This is a genomic window from Hymenobacter sp. YC55 (assembly GCF_029433095.1).
Classification (GTDB): domain Bacteria; phylum Bacteroidota; class Bacteroidia; order Cytophagales; family Hymenobacteraceae; genus Hymenobacter.
Map to the genome: position 1 here is coordinate 118205 of NZ_JARNTX010000006.1, position 24952 is coordinate 143156.

Below are 24952 nucleotides of genomic sequence, written 5' to 3' on the forward strand. Positions count from 1 at the left end.
CACTTCGTTTATGCACATCTTCAGTCGATTAGCGCGCAGTCAAACTTCTGCTTTTCACAACTTTAAGCCGTTTCTAATTACGGGCTTAGCGGCATTTCTCGGATCTTACGCGGGAGTCGCGCAATCGGTGCCGCTGGTGGTCGACGCCACCGACGCTAGTCCAACGCCCGAAACCGGCTACTTGCGTTTAGGCACGGCTACGTCGCCTACCGGGCACACGTTGGGCGCCAACAGTCAGTACCTGACCCGCGACGGCCAACCTTGGCTGCCGGTGATGGGCGAGTTTCACTTCACCCGTTTCCCGCGGGCCCGTTGGGAAGAGCAGTTGTTGAAGATGAAAGCGGCCGGCGTGCAGATTGTGGCCACGTACGTGTTCTGGATTTTCCACGAGGAGGAGCAGGGTAAATTCGACTTCCGCGGCGACCGGGATTTGCGCGCGTTCGTGCAGCTCTGCGCCAAACACAACCTGTACGTGGTAGCTCGCCTTGGCCCCTGGAACCACGCCGAACTGCGCAACGGCGGCCTTCCCGACTGGCTGGTACAGCAGATTCCGGCCGCCGCTCTCCGCAGCAACGACCCCGCCTACCTCGCCGCCGTGCGCCCCTACTGGCACCAGCTGCGCGAGCAAACCCGCGGGCTGCTCTGGAAGGAAGGCGGCCCGATCATCGGCATCCAGCTCGAAAACGAGTACAACCGCGGCAAAACTGGCCAAGGAGCTATCCACATTGCCGAGCTAAAGAAAATGGCGTTGGCGGAAGGCTTCGACGTGCCGCTGTACACCGTAACGGGATGGCAGGGTGCGCGCTACCCCGAGCAGGAGGTCATACCCGTGTTCGGGGGCTACCCCGACGAGCCGTGGGGCCGAAACCCGACGAAAATGCCGCCCGTCGAGGTGTATAATTTTCGTTTCCGCAGCCGCGAGGGGGGCAACCTAGGTATTCAGGGTGGCGAAACGGCAGCTCGCAATTCGCCCGCGCAGCTTGCGCATTATCCGTTTTTGAGCGCTGAGTTTGGGGGCGGCATCCCGGTGATGTACCGACGCCGTCCGCTGCTCACCCCCGACGATGTGGCCGCCATGCTGCCCGTGCAGCTCGGCTCGGGCGTGAACCTGTACGGCTACTACATGTTTCACGGCGGCCGCAACCCGCGCGGCAAACGTACTTTTTTGCAGGAATCAACGCGCACCAACAGCTACAACGACCTGCCTCGCTTCGGCTATGATTTTCAGGCCCCGCTCGGCGAAACGGGCGCGGAAAGTCCGCTGTTCGGCCGCCTGAAGCTGGTGCACTACTTCCTCAACGAATTCGGCCCGTTGCTGGCCCCCATGACGCCGCACGCGCCCACGGTGCAGCCCACTAGCGCCAGCGACCTAGGTCCGGCCCGTTGGGCGGTGCGCAGCCACGGCCGCAGCGGGTTTGTGTTCTTCAACAACTACGTGCGCACTTATCCCACGCCCGAACGGCCCGGCGTGCAGTTTACCGTTCAGTTGCCGGGTGAAACGCTCACCTTCCCCCAAGCACCTATCACAGTGCCCGCCGGCAGCTACTTCATCTGGCCGTTCAACCTCGACCTCGGTGGCGCGCAGCTGAAATACGCCACTGCGCAGCTATTTACGAAGCTGATGGTCAAACAGGAACCGTATTACGTGTTCTTTGCGCAGCCTGGTATTCCGGTCGAGCTAGCTTTTGATGCGGCTACGGTGCAAGCTGTTTCTACTCCGGCCGGAGCGGTTGCGGCCCACGACGGGCAGTTTCGGGTAGCCGATGTGCAGCCCGGCCCCAACGTCGCCCTGACGGTGCAGCCGCGCACGGGGCCGCCGGTGCGCGTGCTGGTGCTAAGCGAAGCGCAGGCTGCGCAAACGTGGAAAGCCACGCTGGCCGGCACCGAGCGACTGGTGCAAACCCCGAACGAAGTTTTCTTCGACCAAAACCAAATCTGCCTGCAAAGCGAGGGGCAGCCGACCTTCCAGCTCGGCATCTTCCCGGCTTTAGATAAACAGCCGCAGGGTAGCCTGAAGCTGCGGCAAGGCCCGGCTGATGACTTGTTCCAAACCTATTTCGCTACCGCGCCAACGCAGACCATCAACCTGACCGCCCAACCGATCAAGCCCGCCGGGGTGGTGCCACCCATCCGCCTAGGTGGTCCGGCGAAGGGAGCCGTGGAACCTAGCGACAGTACCTACGAGCAGTCGGCGCGGTGGCGGCTTTCCCTGTCGAATGCGAAGCTCAAGGGGCTGGACGATATTATTTTGCGCTTCACGTACGCTGGCGACGCCATCCGCCTCAACGCGGGCGACCAGCTACTTGACGATGACTTCTACAACGGCGCCCCATGGCGGGTTAGCTACCGCAACCTAGCTCCCGAGGTACAAGGCAAAGCTTTGGAGCTTAGCGTTCTGCCGTTGCGCAAGGATGCGCCCATCTACTTGGAAGAGGGGCGCTGGCCCACGTTTCCCGCCAATGGGCAAATAAGTGAACTGCGGCAAGCTGAGGCTATTCCGCGCTACCGACTGGTGGTAAAAACCGATAAATAAATTCACCCTATTCTGCACCTAATCATGCGTTTGCGGCTTCTTACCCGTCTTTTCCTGTTGCTGCTGTTGTGCGGATTTCAGCTGCCCGCGGTGGGAGCGGAGGTGCTGCCGCTCGCCGGAGAATGGCGCTTTCGCACTGATCCGCAGGATGCCGGCGTAACGGCCCGTTGGTTTGCTACCGCCTTGCCCGAAACGGTACGCCTACCTGGCTCCATGGCCGAGAACGGTAAAGGCGACCCGGTGTCGTTGCAAACCAAATGGACGGCTACCATCTACGACAGTTCGTGGTTTTTCAACCCGCGCATGGCCAAGTACCGGCAGCCTGACAACTACAAGGTGCCGTTCTGGCTGACACCTGCGGCCTACTACGTGGGCCCCGCCTGGTACCAGAAAACCGTAACCATTCCGCCCTCGTGGCGCGGTCAGCGGGTGGTGCTGTTGCTGGAGCGCGCCCACTACGAGACGCGGGTGTGGGTCGATGACAAGGAAGTAGGGCAACAGACCTCCTTCGTAGCCCCGCACGAATACGACCTTACGCCGCTGCTCGCCCCCGGCGCCCACACCCTGACGGTGCGCGTCGATAATCGCATCAAGGAGCTGAACGTCGGGCCCGATTCGCACAGTATCGCCGACCACATTCAGGGCAACTGGAACGGGTTGATTGGCCGCTTGGAGCTGCTAGCTAGGCCGCCCGTTTTCCTGCAAAGCCTACGGGTTTACCCCGATGTAGCGCACCGCACCGCTCGCGTGCAACTAGTGGTCAGCAATACTTCCGGCAAAACCGTGAAAGGCTCTGCGCGGGTGGCAGCGCAGGCGTTCAACACCGCTACGGCGCACCAAGTAGCCCCTAGCCAAGTGGCGTTTACGGCTAAGCCCGGCACTACTAATCTTGACCTGACCCTAGCGATGGGGGAGGCCGTGCAGCTCTGGGACGAGTTTCATCCGGCGCTCTACCAGCTCACGGCCACGCTGCAACCCAAGAAGGGCCCGGCCGATGAGCAACAAGCGTCGTTTGGGATGCGGGAAATCAAGGTAGCGGGGCGGCGGATTGTGGTGAACGGCCGGCCAGTGTTCTTGCGCGGCGACCTGCACAACGGCGAGTTTCCGCTCACTGGCTACCCCGCCATGGACGTGCCCGCCTGGACGCGCGTGCTACAGGTGCTCAAGGACCACGGCTTCAACCACATTCGCTTTCACTCCTGGTGCCCGCCGGAAGCCGCCTTTGCCGCCGCCGACCTGCTCGGGTTTTACTTGCAGCCCGAAGGACCTAGCTGGCCCAACCACGGCACCTCGCTCGGCGACGGCCGGCCCATCGATAAGTTCATCTACGACGAGACCGAGCGCATGGCCGCCGCCTACGGCAACCATGCGTCGTACTGCATGCTGGCCGCCGGCAACGAGCCGGCCGGCCGTAACCAAGCCAAGTACCTAGGTGAGTTTGTGAAATACTGGCAGGCCCGCGACGCCCGCCGAATCTACACCGGCGCTTCGGTGGCCATGAGTTGGCCGCTGGTGCCCGAAAACGAGTACATGATCAAGTCGGGGGCGCGGGGGCTGCCTTGGGACAAAGCGCAGCCCAACAGCACCTTCGATTACCGCGCCGCCATCGAGAAGTTTCCCATGCCCTACGTCACTCACGAAATGGGGCAGTGGTGCGTGTTTCCCGACTTCAAGGAAATCAGCCAGTACACCGGCGTGTACAAGGCGCGCAACCTGGAAATGTTCCAGCAAGATTTAATTGACCGCGGCATGGGCGAGCAGGCCGAAGCGTTTCTGCAAGCCTCGGGCAAGTTGCAGGCCTTGTGCTACAAAAACGAAATTGAAGCCACACTGCGCACGCCCGAGCTAGCCGGGTTTCAGCTGCTTGGTTTGCAAGATTTTCCCGGCCAGGGTACCGCCTTGGTCGGAGTACTTAACCCGTTCTTCCGCGAGAAAGGTTACCTCACGGCAGCGCAGTTTCGCCGGTTCTGCCAACCCATCGTTCCGTTGGCCCGGCTTCCTAAGTTCGTGTTTACCAACAATGAAACCTTCGAAGCTAGCGCTGAGCTCTACCACTACGGTTCTCAAAACCTACCCGCCACGAGCCTGACCTGGACGATTAAGAACGGCGCTTCGGTAGTGGCCCAAGGCAGCTTCGCGCCCGCCACCATTCCCACGGGTACGAACACGCCGCTCGGAACGGTGCGCTTGCCTTTAGCTGCTGTCACAAAGCCAACCAAGCTCACGCTCGAAATTGCGCTGCCCGGCACCGAAGTCGCCAACGACTGGAGCTTTTGGGTGTACCCGGCCCAACTGCCTACGCTGCCTGCCAGCGACGTGTACTACTGCACCAGCCTCGATGCCAAGGCACAGCAGGTGCTGGCGCGGGGCGGGCGGGTGTTGCTGAACGCGGCGGGCCATGTCGTGAAGGGTAAGGAAATCAGCATGAATTTCAAGCCAGTGTTTTGGAATACCTCGTGGTTTAAGATGAAGCCGCCGCACGTAACCGGCTTTGTGGTAAACGCTGCGCACCCGGCCCTAGCCGACTTCCCCACCGACACGCATAGCGACCTGCAATGGTGGGAAATCGTCAACCAAGCACAGGTAATGCACCTGGAAGATTTCCCGGCGGGCTTTCGGCCCATCGTGCAGCCCATCGACACGTGGTTTCTGAACCGTCGGCTCGCCTTGGTGCTGGAGGCGCGGGTAGGGAAGGGGCGCTTGCTGGTTTCGAGCGCCAACCTTTCGCCCAACGAAGACGCGCAACGCCCGGCGGCGCGGCAGCTGTTTTACAGCTTGCTCCGCTACGCCCAATCCGCACAGTTTCAGCCCGCCGCAGCCGTCGACCTAGCCGTGGTGCGCGACTTGTTTGAAACCCCTTCACGGGAGCAGTTCAGCACCTTCACCAAGAACAGCCCCGACGAGCTAAAGCCGCAGCAGAAGTAGCGACCTATGTTGGCGTTAGCTACCACGAGCCGGTGGTAGTTCCCTTTAAAAGAGATGAATAAACAGCCCTGTTTACTGCTATAACGTAATTCCCCGGCCAGATGAAAGAAGGATTTCAGGGGCAGCGTTCGTATAGCCTGCCAGTCCCCCTGATGCAGCAGGTGTTACAGCATCCGCTCTGCCAGGGCCTGTATATCACCGATATTGGCTTTTACCCCTATGCGCGCTTTCATCGGCGCAAACGCAGAGTGGGCTCGGCCCAATACATCCTGCTGTACTGCGTGCACGGGGAGGGCTGGTACCAGATTGGCTGCGGCACGCGCCGGGCACTAAAGGCCAATCAGTGGGTGATTCTGCCCGCGGAAGTAGCCCACAAATACGGCTCCCACGACGTCACGCCTTGGACTATCTATTGGCTGCACTTTGCGGGGCAGCAGGCCGCAGCCTTGTACGCCTACCTGAGCAAAGGCGCTGAGGATGAACCGTTGACCGTGCTCTTTACTGAGGAAAGAATTCGGCTGTTTGAAGCGCTATTCTCGCAACTTACGCTGCTGCCCACATCCGATGGCATCGTGCAGGCCTCGCTGAGTTTGCCGCATTTTCTGGCTACACTTTCCCTGAGCGAAGTTAGTCCGGTGCTCCAGCCCTCCACTACCAACGTGGTGGCTGCCTCCATCGACTACATGCGCGAACACCTGGAGCGTACCGTGACGGTGCAGGAGCTAGCGCAGCAAGCTAGGTTGTCGCCCTCACACTTCTCGGCCCTCTTCCGCACGCAAACCGGCCGGCCGCCTATCGTGTACTTCAACTCGCTGAAAGTACAAAGGGCCTGCCAGCAGCTCATCAATACGGCATTACCAATCAAAGAGATAGCCCGGCAGCTAGGTGCGGAAGATGCCTATTACTTCTCCCGGCTCTTCACCAAAGTAATGGGCGTTTCGCCCCGGCAATTCCGCAAACTCAACGCGACGTAACGCCTGCTACCGATGTGTGGTTGTGTCTGTGAATTTCAGCGGGCAACATAAAAGCGTTGGTTCACTAATACTTGCAAGGGGCCACCTCTCAAAGGAGTGAAGCGTTACGGTTCGTCTTCTTAGGGTGCCAGCTTAGCATTCTCCGGCGCACCGAATAGGGTAGCATACCGAAAAAACTTAGGCATACGTGCGGAGTAGAACGGTAAAGTGAGCAGCCTGCGAGGGGCTGGCTAGTAAGCTACATGGCTAGGGTTGACGGGGCTGCCTCGGGGGCCGGGGCGGCGAGTCATTGGCAATCACCGCTTCCAAGGTGTGCATCGGCGGCTCAACGGTGGCCGGAATGGGCATATGGCTAAATTGCTGGAAATAGAGCAAGCAAGCGTCTTTCCACAGCACGGCATTACCGCTTTGGGAGCGGAGCTTGTTCTGCACCGCCGCGAAGCGTTCGGCATCCACGTAGGGCTGCGCTTTATCCCACACCTGCTGAAATTGGCGCACCTGCTGCACGCCCAGGGTGCACCCGCGCAAGCAGCCCTGGCAACTCGTCGTTGACCTGCGCGCAGTGGCCGAGCAGCACCCGCTCGTAGGCCGGGTTGACATACGTGACCCGCAGCTCCGCCATGTGGTAGACAAAGAATATGTAGGGCGCAGCGTGCAGAAAGTCTTCGAGGAAAAGAACGGGAAAAGGCATTAGAACCAGCTTGATGGTGCAGGACAAGATAGTCAGAGTAGCGGTGGGCATACAAGCACGGCAGGTTTGCCACAACAGGTTCGCTGGCCTACGCTGCCGAGCAAGTTAAGCTAAGAGAAAAGAGGGCATCCTTAGTGGCAGAAAGTATCGAACAGAGTAGATAGGTAGCTATGCACCCCGTGCACCTACGTATAGCATGACTAATACCATGCTTGCTGAAAACCCATGAATAGGTTCGATAGACTTGCTATGCTCATTCAATTGTAAGCCTAGCGCGTAGTAAGCGGCCCGGCCTTGGCGCTGCAGTTTAAAGTGAGTTTGCACACGGCCTACCCTGACTTGCGCAGCCTGGAGATAGCTGGGGTCGAGCATGGATTCGGCAATTTCCTGCCACGAAAAAGCCCCGCTGTAGCGGGGCTTTTTTGTTGCGTAATTACTGGATGAGTATGCGCTCTGTTTTGGTTGTATCACCTTTAAAACGAAGTAAGTAAACGCCCGGTTTGAGCTTCTCGCTGGAAATACTAAGCGTGGCCTGCTTGCCTACGTTCACCTGCGACATCACTCTACCCACAACATCAACAACTTCGATGCTCGTTATATGCGACGGGTCAGCTCCTAACTTGATGTTGATTTGCTCTTGGGCAGGATTTGGATAAACTTCAATGCCATTATTTGCGGAGGCACTCGAATTGCTCGCAACAACGCCGCAATTGGTAGCGGGCGAGCCTAAGTTGCTGATGGAAGCCATAGAGGTGGCCAGCACAAGTTTATCGAGTTTTGCCCCGCCGCCTGCGTTATAGGCAATAGTTAAGGTATGCGGACCTACCGGTAAGACTATATCCCGTAGTTTCAACCACCCCCAACCGCCGCTGGTATTCACTTCCTTGACGCTCACATCATCAATGTAGTAGGTGTTGGCCACCTGCCCCATGTCGAACAAGAAGGTGGTGGAAGCCAGGGAGGCCGTTATGGTCCAGGAAACCTGCTGCCACTCCGTTCCGATGGTTTGATCTGCTTGGTACTGCGGGCTGCTAGGCCCGGTGGAAAGCCGGATGGAACCACCCGCTGCAGCGGCTCTTACCCAATAAGAAATCACGTATTGTTTGCTAACAGTAGTCGGGAATGCCGCACTCGACACTTGTACCCGCCACTGGTTGCCGGGCTGGGCAGTCGGGTTCACTACCTTTAGCGAGCCACTGCCCGTATGAGCTTCCGTAGCAACGGTATTGGCCGTGACAGTCGCACCGGTTGTGTTAACCGTCGTCCAGCCCGTTAGGCCGCTTTCAAATCCGTTGTTTGCGATTAGCTGACTGGCTGCCGTTTGAAAAGCACCGTTATCAACCTGCAGCCAGTACCCGTACTCTTCCCCGGCGGGGACGTTTTGCCGCACCACCAGGTTGTAAGTAGCGGCGCTGTCAATAGTGAAGGGCATTACCAGCTGGGACGCGGCCCCAGTAGGCGGAGCGGACGGGCTACTCAACCCGCTTTTCACCCGCACATACTTGCCATTGGAAGCTTCCGTATCGTTCACCATATCCCAGCTCGACCCTACGGTTGCGCATTCGGCTTCCAGCCATATGCGTTTGCCCAGCGGTTCAGCGGGTAACACGGGGTTTGCGGTTCCCCACCACTTATACCAGCGCTGATAATCCAGCGCCGGGTACGGGTGCGTAGTAATATTGGTGTTGACGCTGGTGTTGCCGAGCAGAAACTTATCCACGAAGGCTTCCATGGCAGGCTGCTGAGTAGCGGGCACGGCGCAGTGGTTGTGGGCTCCGTCTATATAGAAGCCGAATCGGTCGCCGATGCCCAGCGTCTTCCACACCTCGTGCGCGGCCCGCGCCGAGACATAGGCCGCAGGATTTGCTAGCCACTCGAAATCGGTGTTACCCGTGACTAGTAAGGCCCGTGGGGCAATCATGGCCATCAGTTCGTGGTGGTCGTGCGGCAGCTTGGCCACATTCGTACTCTCAAACCGTTTCATATCGTCCTTGAACCAGCGGTAATCCGTGGCACCTAGTTTTTCCACCGCGCCCAACGTTTCGGAAACGCGCCAAGCCGGGGCACCGCCGCCGCCCGATTCTTGGGCTATGGTCAGCGCAATACGCTCATCCAAGGCTCCCGAAAACAAGGCCATCTTGCCCGCGTACGAGCAACCCGTCACGCCGAGGTGCTTCAGGTCGATGGGTAAACTTGCTTGTACTAGTTCTAAGCCATCGATAAGGCGGCTCACTCCCCAGCTCCAGGCCGCGTACTGGCCCGAATTCTCGAGGTTTTGATCGGGATAGAGTTGGAAGTAAGGGTCCGTTAGTTGCGGGTTGCCGTACGTGGTGACGTTGTTGTGGTTATACTGAATGCGGGCAATGTTGCGGCTGGTGAATACGGCCGCTGGCACGCTCCCCGACAAACTATTCATGCCAATGATGGCCGGAAACGGCCCGGGGCCAGTTGGCAAGCTCACTTGCGAAGTCAGCGTCAGCGTTTTGCCGTTGACCGTGACGTTGACGGTGAGCGTTCCATTGCCTGTGCCCGTGCCAGGCGCGTAGCTGGCCGTGATGGTTTGCGGCCGCTCGGGCTTACGTCCTATTTCATAGTTCTCAATCTCGGCCTTGATTTCATTGCGGCGGCATTCCCAATCGCTGAAATTGGTGGAGCGTCCCCGGCCATCCGACCACATAAAAGGATCGGTTAACGGTTCTATAGCCGGCAGCTGATTGAACGCGGGTAATGGAGGAGCTACACAGCTTCCTCCCGTATTCTCAACTGTATACACGAGCGGCGGCGCTTGGGCAAATACTTCCAGACTCAGGAAGTACAGCAAGAGCATAAGCGAAGTAAGTTTTGCTTTCATTGTTGGGATTTTAATGGGTAGTGTGGATAGACTTCTAGAGGAAGATAAAAGCGATAAAAAAGAAAAGCCCTTCTTTATCTTAGAAGGGTGCAAAAAAAGGTACCGCAAACGCTTCTGCAAACGATTGCGGTTCTATAACAACCAAATGTTGTAATCCTAACTGTGTTAGTGATTCTCGCTGTTGTGGTTAATAACCAGCTCCTAGCTTATGCACAGCCTCGGTTAGTTACCTCCCACCTACTTAATGCAAAGCGTTCCGGCATGGCCACAACAGAGCCACACCGGAACGCTTTGCATTGGATAATAAATTGGTACAGCCAGCTGGGAGAGCTGCTGCCTTTCATATTGAATCACCGCTTTTTGCGGCCTTCAATTAATTTAAATGCTCCTGGAATTTAGCAATTTATGCTCTCCATCAACGTGGGGCAGCAAGCTTGGCGTCGGCACCCTTGGTCAAAATCAGCTGGTCATGGCTACCTCGTTTTTTACTTGTTCCAGGTTCTGCGGCTGGTTGAACGAGAGTCCAGCTGCGGAACTGCTAGCAACCACCTGGGGCTGCTTTTCCTTTGATATACCCTTGTTGGTTCCTGATGCTGGTTTGCCGAGTGTTTGCCAACTGCTCCAGTTGTCGGCGCCGGCCGCCTGTTGCCAGATACGGGAAAAGGCGCCCTCCTTTCCTATGCAGAACACTTCCAATCTGCCATCTTGGTTTTGCGAAACCGAGAATTGCTTTACCTCTCCTCCCAACGACTTCCAGCCGCTCCAATTGCCCCCTTCACCGGCAGCTATTTGGTAGGTATGCCATAGGGCCTTATCGGTCCCGATGCAAAACAGCTCCCACCGCCCGTCCTTGGTGCTTGCCACTGTGAAGGGGACGGTAGGTTGCTCGGGAATTACGATGTTGATGCCTACGGTCTTCCAAGCTTTCGCCACGGCAGCCTGGATGGTATCGCCGTATAGCTGGCCGGCTTTTTCAACGGTAAGTTCCGCGAAATCCTGAAACTGAGCCGTAGGGGAAAGCCTTGAATCAATCAGTGCCTGGTACCAGATGTGCCCGGCTTTCTCCCACGCTTTTCCGCCAATTGCCGTGGCGGCTAAATAAAAGGCCTTGTTGGGAATTCCCGAGTTGATGTGCACTCCGCCGTTGTCACTAGTGGTAGTGTCGTACTTGCTCATGTGATCGGGCTGCGGGTCTTTGCCTATCAACCAATCATCGTAGGCCGTGCCCGGGGCTTTCATCGAGCGTAAAGCCGTTCCCTTTATGCTAGAAGTAAACAAGCCCGCCCCAATCAACCAATCCGCCTGCTCTGCGGTCTGACCTAGGGCCCGTTGTTTGACCAAGGAGCCAAACACGTCGGAGAGGGACTCGTTAAGGGCCCCGGGCTGGTCGTGATACTCAAGGCCAGCTGTGTGTTCGGTTACCCCGTGCGCTAACTCATGGCCGATAACATCGATGGACAGCGTGAACCGGTTGAAAATGAACCCGTCGCCATCACCGAACACCATTTGCGTTCCGTCCCAAAACGCGTTGTTGTACCGGTAATCATAGTGAACGGTCGCACTCATGTCCATGCCTTTGGCGTCGATAGAATTGCGCTGGTAGATTTCCCAGAACAAATCGAAGGTGGCACCGAAACCGTCGTAGGCTTCATCGGTTGCAACATCGCCATTTGAATTCTGCCCTTCTTTGCGGACCAGGGTACCAGGCAACAAGGTGGAGTTCTCAGCGTTGTGAACCAAACGATTTTTACGCGGCGCTTCCAAGGCTGAGGAAGCAGAGGTTTCCCCTTCGGCCTTGGCACTTGTAGTTTGCAGCTGCGTTATTCGTTGGGCCCGAAGCAATGAGTCTTGCTGGAGGGTGCGGAGCGCGGTTTCGCGTTGCTCTTCATTGCCGTTCTTGGCAATGTTTTCCAATATGTGGGGTGGAATAACCTGGCAAACGCATTTGCCATTTGCACAGGCGGGTTGATGCTGGCTCATGGATTTTATGATTTAAGGTTAACGCTTAGATAAAAAGGGCTGCATTCTTGGTCATGGTGAAGGGTGGGCCATCAGGCGAAGGTGAGACACAAGCCGTTGAAGATTCGCGTCCGCAATGGGGTCGGTAAGTTGAATGGAGTGTACCTGAGGGCCATCTTCCACAGTGAGCGTGTAGGTTCTGTAGTCGGCAGCGCCTTTCGCTACGGTACCGGGTTGGGTGGGCTGGTCGAAAAAATGAGCCTCCCGCACATAAGATTCCACTTGTTGGGCCTGCTGCGGGCTGAGTTGAGTTGTGTCGAGAACAAAAGGTCGGCTTAAGGCAGGCAGAAAGGCGAAGCCTCCCTCCATTCGGAAATCTATTTTCATTCCTCGCTTGATTACCTCGTTTGCAGGTTGAAGCTCTAGTGAACCGGCTCGTAAAATCCTTGACCTTAGCAGCCTAACCGTCAACACCGGCTTTTAGAGGCCTGCTCGCCGGAGTACAAAGTGCAGGTTGAAAGTCGCCGTGCAGTTTTCTTAAGCGCTTTGATAGCAGCAAGCTCGTGCTAGCCGTCAGATGCAACGTGTGCAACCCGGCCAAGAAGCTCATGCTCCATGCGAAACACGGGCGGCATAAAATCCAACAACCGGACAAGACTGCAGTATCCTTGTTTCATACTACAAACGCTTAGTTAAGACAAACTCAATGCGCGCCAGATGCTTGCTCCTTAGGGCGCTGCTAGTGACGTAGCAGTACCTCATCCATGCTGTTGTTCTCCTCTTCTGCTGCTGCGCGATGCAAGTACCTTCCACGAAGGAAGATCGTTGTCGGGTGCATTGGGTCAGTGCTAGCACTGAATTTTCAAATGGCTTTGCCCTTGCTGTGCCTTGGGTGAAAATCAAGCAGCCTGCTTGCGTCAGCACAAGAGGCAAAACCAACTCGTGCTCATAAGTAAAAATCAACTTGTTCCCCTTATGGTTCGAAGCCGACACACGCCGAGCGCACAGTCCCTTATCAGGCGCCTGCTCTTCGAAACTGCTGCCCAGTGCACAACTAGATCTAAGGACTTGAAACAGATCAAGTTGATTGAGTTATCAGCTTTGTTGTTGGCTATAGCTGTAATGCGCCGTTTCGCACTTACCCATGCTTGACATAGAGCCGCCTATAACGTATAATATGTTGTCTTTTAGAGTAGTGCGAATAGCAGGAGCGTCCGCCAGCATCCTTGTTTTGCCAGTCAACAATAGCTATGCATCTACGTGATTTAGAGGACAGACCGAGGTGTCATTAAACCGAGTGGTAGTGCCTACAACCTGAACAGCTAGGGGTGTAAGGAATCCTTGATGTAGTGAAGTAAGATATACTTGATAATCAGGCTTATACTTCACTATCTAAAATTGAATTATAGCCACAGTGCTAAGCACTGCGCCAAAATTGAATTTATTCTGTAGCGGCAGAGCAACAGTTGTTAGAAATCGATTACTAAGACGACTTATATAATGGTGTAAAATATTGACAATTAGCTTATATCATTAAACATAATGCGTGTTGCTGTATGGCACTAGAGCATCAACAAATTGGATCAGGTGCCGTTGAGTCAGCAAAGCAAGAGGATCTTGCTCAGCACTCTATCGTTTATTTTGCCATGAACACCGACGACCTCAAACAACTCATTCAAGACGGCTTATCCGCGCAGCAGGCAGGCAGCCAAGTAGCGGCGCAAGCAACCGACGAAATTCTCAACGATGCCACGCATCCAGCTCTGAAGCAGGCCTTGGAACAAGGCAACGAAACAGCCAAGCAATGGGCGCAGCGCATCGAGCGGGCCCTGGCCGAAGTAGGCAGTGGAGAAAAGCAGAAAAATGAAATTCTGGAAGCCCATTATGAAGTGAGCAAACAGATTCGAGCGAAAGCCACCACTGACGCCGTACGTGACCTTGGCATTATTGCCAGCGGCCAGTTGGCTTTGCACTATTGGATTGCTTCTTTCGGCACGGTTGCATCATATGCGGCCTCCGCAGGCTTTACCCAAACCGAGCAAGAGTTGAAAGCCTCGGTGCAAGAAGCCAAGCAAGCCGACGAGCAACACACCGATATCGCGCAGCAGATCCTGGCTGAGCAATAAGTGTTGTGGCCCTTGTTCAACAAGTGGCTAAAAAGCCTAGTTGGTCGAATGGCTAACTAGGCTTTTTTCTTTAGGGACTCTAGACTGCATAATTGCCGAGCGCAGATTGTTTGATCTGTTTTCAGAGCATTTTCCGGCTTTTCCACTAATGAGCAAATCCGTTCTTTACGGCTAACACATTATTGTTCTATTATATTTTTTGCTTGCATATATAGCTAGCGTTCCTGTTATTACAGCTCACGCTGTTCACAACCAACAACTTATGAAAACACTCTTTACTCCTCTCATTTTCCTGTTCGGTGTCGTCGGCACCACCTCGCTCCAGGCGCAAACCTACCGCAACGGTGATTTCGCCACGGGCACTACTTCCAAAAGCGGCATAACCGCTCCTGCCGGTTACACATGGAGCGAGGTGCAAAATGATGCCGGCGTAACTACAGTTTCGAACACGAGCGCCGGTTATGCGGCCACCAAAGCATCGAACTTTACGTTGGCCGATGACTTCACGGTAGCCCCTGCTCAGTCGCTGACCGTGCGCGATGTTTCCGTGTTTGCCTACCAGAGTGGCTATTTAGGAACGACCTCGCCCTTCACGGAACTATACATTCGCATCTGGAGAGGCCGGCCTGGCGCAGCCGGCTCCACCATTGTGTTTGGTGATTTAACTACCAACCGTCTACTTACTTCCACCGATGCCAAGAGCTATCGGATCTTCAATTCTCTTTATCCCTCGCCTAGTGCACCGGGCACAACCCGTCGCATCTGGCAAGTGAAAGGAGCTGTCTCGCCGGCGCTGACCCTCGGTCCGGGTACTTACTGGGTGGAGTGGTCCTCAACTACCTCGGGTACGCTAGCGCACTTCTACGTCCCGGTTACCGTACCTGGGCTTCGGCAGACGCCAGGAGCCAACGCTTTGCAGTTCAATCCTACTTCAGATGCCTATGTGCCGGTAGTGGACGGTGGCAATCCGGATGCCGCCCCTGACGTGACAATTGACTTCGCCTTTACTCTCAATGATGGTGGCGTTCTAGCAGTTAAAAAGAACGCCGACCCAACCCTGAAAGTAGGCCCAGTGCCCACGACAGGCGCTGTTCGGGCCGAGTTTAGCGCTTTACGGGAGACAACTGCTCTTGAAGTCCGGGATGCGCTAGGCCGCTCGGTGTGGCAAGGACAAGCTAAAGCGGGTGCTACCTCGGCTACCGTTCCTATGGAAAAGTTGGCAGTAGGCAGCTACTTTTTCCTGATGATTTCGCCACAGGGCAGTAGCCGGGTACGCCTGCTGAAGCAGTAAACAGACCGTTTTTGGGACTTACGCCTTGTGGTAGCCGAAATACACTCTGCTTGCTAAGAAGGCCCTGTTGTTGCTGTTCTCCCGGTAAAGCTTCCTTGCAAATGCGTCGCTTCGTTGTCTTTTTCTCTATTGTTTTGCTGGCTACGGGCTCCGCCTCGGCGCAGCACCCGCGCCTAGGCATCAAGGCCGGCCTGAACGCCAGCACGTATACCGGCGCAGAACTCCCGCATTCCGACTACCGGTTTGGTGGCGCAGCAGGCCTGCTGCTACAACGGCCGCTGTTGCAGCATTTAGGTCTGCAATCCGAATTGCTTTACGAACAGCGGGGTTCTGAGCTGAAGTATACTAATAGTACCGAAGGCGTAACCTTCACCACCATTGATTACATCCGCACCGTGCGCAGCCGTTTGCACTACGGTAGTCTTGCGGTGCTTTTGCGGCCGCGTCAAGGGACCTGGTTTGCTGTGGCTGGTCCACAGTTTAGCTACCTACTTGCAGAGAAGCGCACAATACAAGATCAGGTCAACGTAATTGTTGGGCCGGTTGATCCTGTCTTGCCGGATGGATCAGCTAGAATCGTGCGCAACAAGCAAGAGTATAACCGTGGCGAAGTGGGCTATGTAGTCGGGATAGGCCGTGAAGTGGGTACCCATTGGCAGGTGGAAGGCCGCTATGCGGCAGGCTTTACCAAATTGCGTCAGCCAACTGTAGCAGTTGATGCCGTTTATGGGTCAGAGCGTGTACAGCATGCTCGCAGCCAGAGTCTGCAAGTGCAAATAAGTTACTTGCTTTCTTCCCAGTAGCTGCTAGTGCTTCTCTAAAACAAAAGCCCCGTCAAACGATGGGGCTTTTCTTATGTGCTGCATCTTCGGCTGGGCCTTAACTGCGGAATTAATGTTGTGGCCAAAGAATGGTTAAGGACCAAAATTTAAGCTTGGTAGAAGAAGTAAGCACCTAGCTATAAGCAGCCGAGCTTTACCTCCACGCCAGTACAGCCCCAGACTAAGTTCATAGGAAAGGTATGCATAAGGCTACCTCAAGCAGCCAGCGGTCAAGCAGTTACTGTTCTTTCCAATAGAGTTGTGCGTACGTGAGTGTTTTTAGTTGTACTTGTTATTGTGCTGGTTTCACGACTCGCTCTTTTGGTACCGTACTAACCTGCTCCTATGTCGAATACTCCTCTTTTTGCGCCTTCTCGACCAGTCGTGCTGTGGCCCTATCAAGCTCGGTGGGTGGAGGAATTTGCGGCCCTAGCCTTCCGGCTTGAGGCTCTGTTAGGGAACTACGTCTTGCGCGTCGACCACATCGGCTCCACGGCCGTGCCGGGCTTGCTGGCCAAGGACGTGCTGGATGTGCAACTCACCGTCACCGACCTCACCCAAACTGAAAACCTTACCCGCGTGCTGACGGAGGCTGGTTTTCAACTACGGGCCGGGTTTGTATACGACCAATTTCCCGACATACCGGAACACTCCGCCGATTTGCGCAAGCTGTACTTGCGCGAACCAGTAGGCGAGCGGCGCATACACCTCCACGTTCGAGAGGCCGAACGGTTCAACACGCGTTTTGCCCTGCTCATGCGGGACTACTTGCGGGCCCATTGGCCTGCATGCCAGGCCTACGGGCTACTCAAACAGCGAGCGGCGGCACTTTTTGCCAACAGCATCGAGGGCTACTTGTATATCAAAGAGCCGGTTTTTCACTTGCTCTGTCATGCAGCCGAAAGTTGGGCCGCGCAGTCAGGGTGGCAATTCACAGGGTCAATAGCATAAAGGTCTCTACCACTGAGGGTTCTTTCGTTAAAGATAAATTACTAGTGTCGCCGAACAGCACTAGGGTTGCTTAGAGTGGAGAATAAGTGACAAACAAGTATAGTGACACTATTTACGTTTCGTGCTGTTCGCATCGAGTCGTTTTGACCATTTCCCTGCTGCAAACTGGTTGCCTTTGGAAAATTTCGATTGAAGAATATAGTAGGCCAGCTCAAATACAGTAAAACAGCGCTTAACATCGATTTCTTATCAGAATTCTTTATAGGACGAATTCACATAGGCTTATTCTTACCTGGTTTGCTTGTTTTTACGCTAAGCACAAACTCCAATACTGATCTAGATGGAAACCTCTACAGCCAGATCGACGCCGCTTAGTTCTAAAACAATCGCTAGAAAATTCTCTCGGGCCACGACTTAGAGGGCTTTTCAGTTGATGTATGCTGACACTGTTTCTACGGGTGATGTATAACCTTTATATAAGTTTGAAACAGTTAGCGTCGGCAAAAGAAATACGGTTGGTAGCGTGGGATCTTTCATAATCCTACCAAACAACTGCTGACCTTATGACACCTCAACTACAGTTGCGTGTCTAGTACTTGAACCCTTCTGCTGACATGGCTAGCACTTGTTTTGTAAGACATGAATATACAAGCAGCCACACGCATATCTATGTCTTATAAGGCATAATAAGTATCTCAACAAACATGACAGCTTAGTGCCTCTGGTACAGTCAACTATCAATAACTTTCTCTCCTAAACAGAGCAGCTTCAAACTCCATTTATAACAAAAGAAGCAAGCCAGAAATCTAGCAGCAGAACACTACTCGATATTTATTGTGTTTTTTTTATTCAATTGTTGTTTATCAATAAAATTGCATGAATATTTACACTTATTCTTCTATTACTCTAACCAAGTCATCTTTTCATCTCCTTGCCAGTGTGCTTCTGGCTGAGGTGCTTTTCCGCTCTGCTGCTCTTTCTTACCTCACACTTTCTTGCAACTTTTTACAGATTATGTTTGCTACGCCCTTTTGGTTTACCACCATTGGTGAGACCAACTATTTCGCCTTTTTATTTCTACCACTAGTATTCCTAACAATTCTTCTGTTGCGCATGATACGCCAGAAGAAGAATACAAGAATGACGCTGTCTACGTCCTCTTGGAACGCTGAGGAAGGCGGCACTTGGTCCGGCCTACCAGACCAAGAAATTGTGACTATAGCAGAGTACAAAGCGCAGAAGCATCGCCTGTTACGGAGCTAATCAAGAATTGTGGCCTCTATGCCCGTGGACTTGCACAGTCTCGCGGGCATAGAGGCCAGCAGTTTTGATAGCTGAATGCTTGTTGCGGAACATAATTAACAAACGGTCGGGATTGAAAACGAGGACTTCCTATGCGCCATGTACAGCCTAGTTTCCAGTAGCAAGCTTAATAGCTCTGCTTACTATGCTAAGCTAGTAATTGGTGGGGTGCAAGTTCCTTATGTTCGTTAACAGGTATCACATAGCATTATCTGGTCGGCACTAGGTTGTGAGTAGATCCAGTTTTCGCCAGCTGCACTCTGTTCTGCATTACCCTCACTCTAGGGTTGGCTTTGCTGCTGCGCAGATATGCCAATTCTTTATAGGCAACTGCATTGCTTTATTAGCTGCAACAACAGGCTAGTTTCTGTCTTGACGATTCCACTGGCTGTATGTGGAGCAGTTGCTCAAGCACGGATGCGGGCATCAAAATGCCCTTAACAACCCGCCGCAAAGCTTGGTGTGTCAAACCCATTGACGCTGCTGCGTGACGCCAACTGCTCTGTTAGTCTCCGTTCTGCGGCCTGCTGGCGTGCCAATCATTTGCTTACCTGCCCTCGTCTTCCCACCCCGCGCTTACACGCCTTTTGCTGCTTGCCTTGTTGCACTTCCTTCGTTTTCTCGACCAACAGTTGGTGCTGGCGCTCAACCAACTGCACACCCCTCTACTGGACACCGTAATGCAAGCCGCCTCAAGCCGGCTGGCCTGGATACCGGTTCTGCTGCTGGCTTTGCGGCCTCTTTGGCGGACCTATGGCTCGTCTTGGTGGCGCGTTGTGCTGCCGCTGGCCTTAAGTGTGGCCACCACAAATTGGTTGGCTAGCGCGTGGATTAAACCTTGGGTGAGCCGCCCCCGGCCTTGTCAGGTCACTAGCCTGCTGCCTTTACTGCATCTGCCGGCGGGCTGTAGTACGAGCTACAGCTTTTTGTCTACTCACACCGCCGACCTAGTGACGCTAGTAGTTGGCTTGGTATGGGCGCTGCCGCGCACACCCTGGCCATTAAAAACACTCTGGCTGAGTTGGGCCTTGCTTGTAGCCATCAGCCGCGTCTACCTCGGCCAGCACTACCCGAGTGACGTGTTAGCCGGCACCCTGCTAGGGCTGCTGGCTGCGCTAGGCTGCCAGTGGCTGCGCCAGCAGTTGCCTTCTGTGCCACGAACACCGGTGCAAGTTGCCCGGAAAGAGTACTCCTAGGCTAGCGACGCACATGAAATGTAGCACTCTTCTACTCGCAAGCTAGAGGTTAGGCAACTTCAAAACAACAAGTAGCAACCTGCTCCTTGCTTCAAAGCGCTTAGTACTTCTTTATAAAATTTTGGCTTACAGTATTGCCTCTCCAGCTCCTGACAAAGAAAAACACCCCGTAACGATGCTATGTCAGCTGACTAGCTATTGGTCGCTGGCGTAAAGTTTGTACGGCAGCTGGATAGATGTTTTTTTCCTTGTTATCACTCCTCGCCTATGTCTTTGTCTGCTGCCCCTTCTGGCCCTGAGCAGGAGCGCGTGTTATCCCGTCGGGCCTACCAGGATTTAGCCCTCATTCAAGCGGCGCTGGCCGGCCAAGCCAAGGCCTATGAAGACCTATTGGCTCGCTACCGCAAGCCTGTGCACTACCTAGTGCTGCGCATGGTAAAAAACGCGACGGATGCCGAAGATTTAACGCAGGAAACTTTTGCCAAGGCGTTTCGCCACTTAGCTCGCTTCACTCCCGAATTTGCTTTCAGCACTTGGCTCTTCCGCATTGCCACCAACCATACCCTCGACTTCTTCCGGCGCAAAAAGCTACCGACTCACTCGCTCCAGGCAAGTATAGCGGGCGGCGACAGTGATCCGCTGTTTCTGGAAGTAGCGGACCGGAATCCAGATCCGCAGCAAGCACTAATCCGCACGCAACGGAAAGAGTTAATGCAGAAATTGGTGGACCAATTACCAGCCCGCTACGCGCGCGTGGTACGGCTCCGGTATTTCGATGAGTTGCAATACGAGGAGATTGCCGTGCTACTGGCTTTGCCACTCGGCACAGTGAAAGCCCAACTATTCCGGGCCCGTGAGTTGCTTTTGGATTCCCTTAAACACAGCCAGGCTGCGCTGTAAAAGAGCACCAATACCTGTTATGGGTTCATTGGATACAGATGGTCGTATGACCCATGTGAGAAACTGACGACTGAGCTCATCGTTCGACAACCGCCCTATTTCAGGGTTGGATACAAGCCTGGAAACTCGGTCTTGAGCAGATTAGTCGCCACGCCACCTAGGTTGTCGAAGACCTTGTTGCCGGCTTCGTAGTCGCGTAGCAACGGATGGCTGACTTTCATGAGCTTGGCAATTTTGGTTTCATCGTCTCCCATAAAGTCGAGCACGTGCTGAATCTGGCTTTCGGTCATCTTCAGCTTCTGCAACCGGGTCACGATGCGCTGTTGCAAAGTGGGCAGCTCAGACGGCAGTGCCAAGCTCATTTGCTTTTCCAGGGGGCGAGCTTTGCTCGTGGTTTTAACGGCTATCACCGGCGGAGCTGGCTCGTCGAGGTGCGCCAAGGGCTTGGGAATAGAAAACCGTACAGCATGCACTTTCTTGCCTGCTTTGATAGGGTCGTAAGCCACCATCCAGCCCAGCGAGTGCAGTTCGCGCAGGGCGGGTTCAAGCACGTATCGTTTGAAATCGTAAAAGAGCGTGTAGGTTACGTCGTTGTCGTCGCCAAGAATCTGCTTGCGCAAGGTGTCGAACTCCACTTCCCACCAGCCCACATCGTCCCAAGACTTGAGCAGCCAATACAAGCGGTGAGCATGGGCCGACTTGAGGGTTAGCAGTGTTTCAATCTCGACGTGAGTGTACTGCTCGGCCAATTGCAGCAGAAAAGGCTTGATCTCGGGGGCAAAGTTTCCTGTCAAAAAGCCTGTGCCCTCGTTTAAATCAATATAGCTGATGATAGAGTAGGCCGTGAAGCGCTTTTTGTTGCCAGTTTGCGACTCGATGGTGACGACCTTCGACATCAGGCTTTTGCAGGCATCCCGGATTGTCTCGTAAACGCTGCCACCTTTCTTCTGCGTCATCACCCGGCTCAGCGCAATGGAGATGCCGGGCAGTTCTGTTTGATCCTGGTGAATGCAACCCAAAGCCAAAGCGAAGATGCGGGCTTCCACGTGGGTGAGCTTGAGGGGAGCCCGCACGAGAGCATTGGCTTGGTAGGCCCGAGGATATAAGACGGGAGGGGCAGGCGTAGCGGACATAGCAACAGAGCTAAGAAGGAAGTCCCCTAATGTACGCATCAGCGTGAAAACGTATCGTCTTTCACGCAAAAGAGTTTGGAGTGCCATTTTTCACGCAGATCATCCGCGCTATTTCGCTGGTGCCATTTTTCACGTAGTTGCTTAGTGGGAAGGATGAAAGTGCCTTCTTTCACGTAGGAGTGCCATTTTTCACGTAGTGGTGCCGTTTCTCACGCAGCAGAGTGCCATTTTTCACGTAGATGGTGCCGTTTTTCACGTAGGTTGGTGCCGTTTTTCACGCAACAGAGTGCCGTTTTTCACGCAGTAAATGCTTATTACCATTTAAAAATCAGCTAGTTATGACCCCCTGAATAAAGAATATATAAAAGAATAGCTTTAGAAAACAGAAGAGGTTCAGTTTTTTTGAAAATGATAAAAAGTGAAGTCCATTTTCTCTAACAGCCAGGTAGCTCAAAAAGGCTTTAGCTGGTTGTAGAAGCGGTTTTTTAGGTTTGGTAAAAGCGTAAGCGGTCAGTGACACAGACGCTTAGAATCTCTCAGAGCATCTGCGTGAAAAATGGCACCCACAGCCGGCCTTCTTTTCAGACTCTCGCTGGTTTTCATCTGGCATCTACGTGAAAAATGGCACTGCTCGGTCTGGCTTACCGGATACTAGCTTTTGCTAAAACCAAGGTAAAATGCTCAGTTGACGCCGGAGCCACACGCCACATTACAGCTACGGTTAACGTGCCAGTTATTTTGCCTGGCATAGATGGCGTCTACTCTCACCTGCTTTTCCGGTACTAGAAAAGAGGTGAAGTGCATGAGGCAATGAATGCTGCGGATAGTTTCTGTCGACGGAATACTGCAAGCACGAAATAGTATCGGACGGGGAAGCGCTTTATTTCGTGCTTGCTGTTATAGGAAAGCCAGAGGTTCTTACTCCACACCAATCAGATTCGTGTGCTCAACGCATTAGCCGGCGTTCTGAGCAGCCTGCTTCTTGAACGTCTTTTGCTGTGCTGACTAGGGTGAAAACCTAGTGATGACTCGACCGCACGGTTTAAGACGGCAGCTATGGCTTCAGCTTCTTGTCTTTTTGCACCAGCTTGCGTAACTGTTCCTCGGGCAATGGCCGATTGGCATTTTCGAGCGTATCCAGTAGGTCACTCACTGCGCGCTCGATTTGCTGCCGGACTACAAAGCCAGGCTCCCAGTATTCGGCTTGCTTGAGCCGCAGATAAGTGTCGGGGTGCAAATAGGTACTGAACTTCACCCACTCTGGGCTCGCGGCTACCGGCTCAGCAACTGGTGAGGCGGATGGCAGCGGCTCAACTGTCTCTGAGGGGGTGGCTGATGCAGAGGGTATAGGAGGCACCTCATCCATTCCGTACAGCGAGGAAGTATCGAGAACAGGACGCGGGGTTTTGGCCGTGAAATTGCGTTTGGGGGTGCTGCTCATAACCGGGCTAAAATTTCGTCGGTGAGGGCTATGTAATCTAGAGCGCCATTGCTGCCAGGAGCGTACGCTAAGATAGCTTCTTGCACAGCCTGGGCTTCTCCTAATTTGGTGTTTTGACGGATGCTTACTCCCATAACCAGGGGCGCAAGCTGTTCGTCTTGGTTGATAAGCTCCACGTACTGGTGGTGCATGGAAACACGGTAAGAAGGCGAATACTTAGTGAAGAAGATGCCTCCCACTTTTAGTTTTTGGTTGTAGTGCTTGCGTACGCGCACGCACGCCTGCAGCAGTGAAGTGAGACCGTTGTAGCCAAAATACTCCGGTTGCATGGGAATGAACACAGCATCGGAGGCAATAAGAGCGGCGTAGGTGATGCCACCCAGAGAAGGCGGCGTATCGATCAAGCAATAGTCGAATTGCTCCTCTATTTCCTCTAGAGCTTCACGCAAGACAAACTCCAAGCCTGAGGTGCCAGCCATGAGTTTTTCGACCATCTGTAAACGAGGAGAAGCGGGCACCAAATGGAGCCCCTCTCCTACTGGCTCCATGACTGCCGCTAAGGAAACCTTGCCGTCACTTTCCAAGATTTCACCTAGGTGGCGGGTACCTTGCCGCTCAAATGACATGGAAAGATTAGTTTGCGAGTCACTGTCGATTAAGAGCACGCGCGAGCCCCGGCTAGCCAGCACTTGTCCGACATTTAATGTGGAGGTTGTCTTCCCCACTCCTCCTTTGTGGTTGGCAAAACAGATTGTTTTCATAAGCAACACATGCGTAGTGTGTGGCAATGTTACACATTAAACTTTGTATACCTGCAAGACAATCCTTGCAAACTCGACATGTCATGTCAGTAAGACATGTTATACATGCAATACATACATTACCTACAATGCTTACATTGAATGTATGGCATGTATAGAATATTTGACCTTAAGGCTAGATATCACATGAAGTTAAACTGCTTTATATGTTGTTTAATACATGCCATACATGTAATGCATGCAAATCTATAGTGTGTTATTAATCACTTATATAAGGATGGCTTGAATTTTTCAGAACACAACGCTACCAGTATCTATAGGTACTTTGTTAAGAATAAAATCTGCATGTACTAATTGCAATGCATGTACAACCTGCTATACTTTCATTACGTGTCATACTTGCCATACATGCTAAACGTGTAATACATTTATAGCCAGTTTTGCATGTATGACAAATATTATTCTTTGTTAATTAGCTTCCTTAGCCTCTATCCTAAGGCAAGTGATGTGACCAAGATGGATAATACAGCTCAGCGCCGGATAGTCTCGTCAACAGTCGCGAAGTTTTAGCGATAGCGCGAGTAAATGGGAAAGTTTTGGTGAGGTAAGCGCACCAAGTATCACTATGCTGATATGTTAGCCAGTGTCCACTTCATTAAGGAAACTAATAAGTGATACGTGCTCGAACTTCAGTGTCCATAAAGGCCGGCAAAGGTGCATATAGGTTTATGTCAGCATCCACTCCAGTTGCGTAGCTAAGTGAGACAGGAAGGGGGCAAGGCAATGTTTGTGGAATAGGGTAGGGGGGCGAAACCCCTAATTCAGAGCAAATGAGCGGATAAGTTTTGCGTGTAAAAGCAACTTTATAAGTGCCCGTAGTGGCTATCCCCTACCATCGCGAAATAGTAGCAAAGTTCAAGTAGCCGTTGTTGATGCGGGCTGGTACTAGGTCTGATCTTATGGATTGAAGCTCAATGCAATTAGATACTGAGAAGCAGCTAGGAATGCAAAGAAGTGACTTAACGATGAGCTATAATTGGCATGCTTTGGAACGGACGGAGAGAGCGTCGCTACTAAGTAGGTGTGGACTTGTTCAG

General features: G+C 53.7%; 18 protein-coding genes. 10 read left to right on the top strand and 8 right to left on the bottom strand.

What is annotated here, in order from left to right:
• Positions 1–10: 10 nt before the first annotated feature.
• From P1X16_RS26375 to P1X16_RS26385, 3 genes are all read left to right on the top strand, one after another.
• The gene (locus P1X16_RS26375; RefSeq protein WP_277235394.1) at positions 11–2533 is read left to right on the top strand and encodes a beta-galactosidase; all 2523 of its coding nucleotides are present in this window, start codon (positions 11–13) and stop codon (positions 2531–2533) included.
• A gap of 24 nt (positions 2534–2557) precedes the next feature.
• The gene (locus tag P1X16_RS26380) at positions 2558–5458 is read left to right on the top strand and encodes a sugar-binding domain-containing protein (protein ID WP_277235395.1); all 2901 of its coding nucleotides are present in this window, start codon (positions 2558–2560) and stop codon (positions 5456–5458) included.
• A 101-nt stretch (positions 5459–5559) separates the two neighbouring features.
• Entirely contained in the window at positions 5560–6432 is an 873-nt protein-coding gene (locus P1X16_RS26385; protein WP_277235396.1) for an AraC family transcriptional regulator, read from the top strand.
• 246 nt (positions 6433–6678) lie between these two features.
• Here the strand turns inward: P1X16_RS26385 and P1X16_RS26390 are convergent, their stop codons facing one another.
• From P1X16_RS26390 to P1X16_RS26410, 5 genes are all read right to left on the bottom strand, one after another.
• Positions 6679–6930 carry a hypothetical protein gene (locus P1X16_RS26390; RefSeq protein WP_277235398.1) on the bottom strand — a complete coding sequence of 84 codons (252 nt, stop codon included), beginning with the start codon at positions 6928–6930 and terminating at the stop codon, positions 6679–6681.
• Positions 6902–7174: a hypothetical protein gene (locus P1X16_RS26395; RefSeq protein WP_277235400.1), complete on the bottom strand. Its 273-nt coding sequence runs from the start codon at positions 7172–7174 to the stop codon at positions 6902–6904. Before P1X16_RS26395 ends, P1X16_RS26390 begins: the two co-directional genes overlap by 29 nt.
• A gap of 382 nt (positions 7175–7556) precedes the next feature.
• Complete coding sequence (locus P1X16_RS26400) at positions 7557–9974, bottom strand: T9SS type A sorting domain-containing protein (protein WP_277235402.1); 2418 nt, start codon at positions 9972–9974, stop codon at positions 7557–7559.
• 459 nt (positions 9975–10433) lie between these two features.
• Positions 10434–11954 (bottom strand): M4 family metallopeptidase, encoded by a 1521-nt coding sequence (locus P1X16_RS26405; RefSeq protein WP_277235404.1) that lies wholly within the window; start codon positions 11952–11954, stop codon positions 10434–10436.
• Positions 11955–12005: 51 nt separating this feature from the next.
• The gene (locus P1X16_RS26410; protein WP_277235406.1) at positions 12006–12320 is read right to left on the bottom strand and encodes a protealysin inhibitor emfourin; all 315 of its coding nucleotides are present in this window, start codon (positions 12318–12320) and stop codon (positions 12006–12008) included.
• A 1259-nt stretch (positions 12321–13579) separates the two neighbouring features.
• On the opposite strand from P1X16_RS26410, the gene P1X16_RS26415 reads away from it, so the two are divergent.
• The 7 genes from P1X16_RS26415 to P1X16_RS26445 all read left to right on the top strand — a co-directional run bounded on the left by P1X16_RS26415 (position 13580) and on the right by P1X16_RS26445 (position 20520).
• Positions 13580–14059, top strand: coding sequence for a DUF892 family protein (locus P1X16_RS26415; RefSeq protein WP_277235407.1), 480 nt, complete (start codon positions 13580–13582; stop codon positions 14057–14059).
• 262 nt (positions 14060–14321) lie between these two features.
• Positions 14322–15350, top strand: coding sequence for a T9SS type A sorting domain-containing protein (locus P1X16_RS26420; RefSeq protein ID WP_277235409.1), 1029 nt, complete (start codon positions 14322–14324; stop codon positions 15348–15350).
• A gap of 101 nt (positions 15351–15451) precedes the next feature.
• Positions 15452–16153 carry a porin family protein gene (locus P1X16_RS26425; RefSeq protein ID WP_277235411.1) on the top strand — a complete coding sequence of 234 codons (702 nt, stop codon included), beginning with the start codon at positions 15452–15454 and terminating at the stop codon, positions 16151–16153.
• A 363-nt stretch (positions 16154–16516) separates the two neighbouring features.
• The gene (locus P1X16_RS26430; RefSeq protein ID WP_277235413.1) at positions 16517–17122 is read left to right on the top strand and encodes a GrpB family protein; all 606 of its coding nucleotides are present in this window, start codon (positions 16517–16519) and stop codon (positions 17120–17122) included.
• An 876-nt stretch (positions 17123–17998) separates the two neighbouring features.
• Positions 17999–18385 (top strand): hypothetical protein, encoded by a 387-nt coding sequence (locus tag P1X16_RS26435; protein ID WP_277235415.1) that lies wholly within the window; start codon positions 17999–18001, stop codon positions 18383–18385.
• A gap of 638 nt (positions 18386–19023) precedes the next feature.
• On the top strand, positions 19024–19620 hold the full coding sequence (locus P1X16_RS26440; RefSeq protein WP_277235417.1) for a phosphatase PAP2 family protein: 597 nt from the start codon (positions 19024–19026) through the stop codon (positions 19618–19620).
• A gap of 267 nt (positions 19621–19887) precedes the next feature.
• A complete protein-coding gene (locus P1X16_RS26445; protein WP_277235419.1) occupies positions 19888–20520 on the top strand; it encodes a sigma-70 family RNA polymerase sigma factor in 633 nt (210 codons plus the stop codon).
• A gap of 95 nt (positions 20521–20615) precedes the next feature.
• Here the strand turns inward: P1X16_RS26445 and P1X16_RS26450 are convergent, their stop codons facing one another.
• The 3 genes from P1X16_RS26450 to P1X16_RS26460 all read right to left on the bottom strand — a co-directional run bounded on the left by P1X16_RS26450 (position 20616) and on the right by P1X16_RS26460 (position 23855).
• Entirely contained in the window at positions 20616–21653 is a 1038-nt protein-coding gene (locus tag P1X16_RS26450) for a replication initiation protein (protein WP_277235420.1), read from the bottom strand.
• A 1054-nt stretch (positions 21654–22707) separates the two neighbouring features.
• Positions 22708–23094, bottom strand: coding sequence for a hypothetical protein (locus P1X16_RS26455; protein ID WP_277235422.1), 387 nt, complete (start codon positions 23092–23094; stop codon positions 22708–22710).
• The gene (locus P1X16_RS26460; protein ID WP_277235424.1) at positions 23091–23855 is read right to left on the bottom strand and encodes a ParA family protein; all 765 of its coding nucleotides are present in this window, start codon (positions 23853–23855) and stop codon (positions 23091–23093) included. The genes P1X16_RS26455 and P1X16_RS26460 overlap by 4 nt, the downstream gene beginning before the upstream one ends.
• Positions 23856–24952 lie beyond the last annotated feature (1097 nt).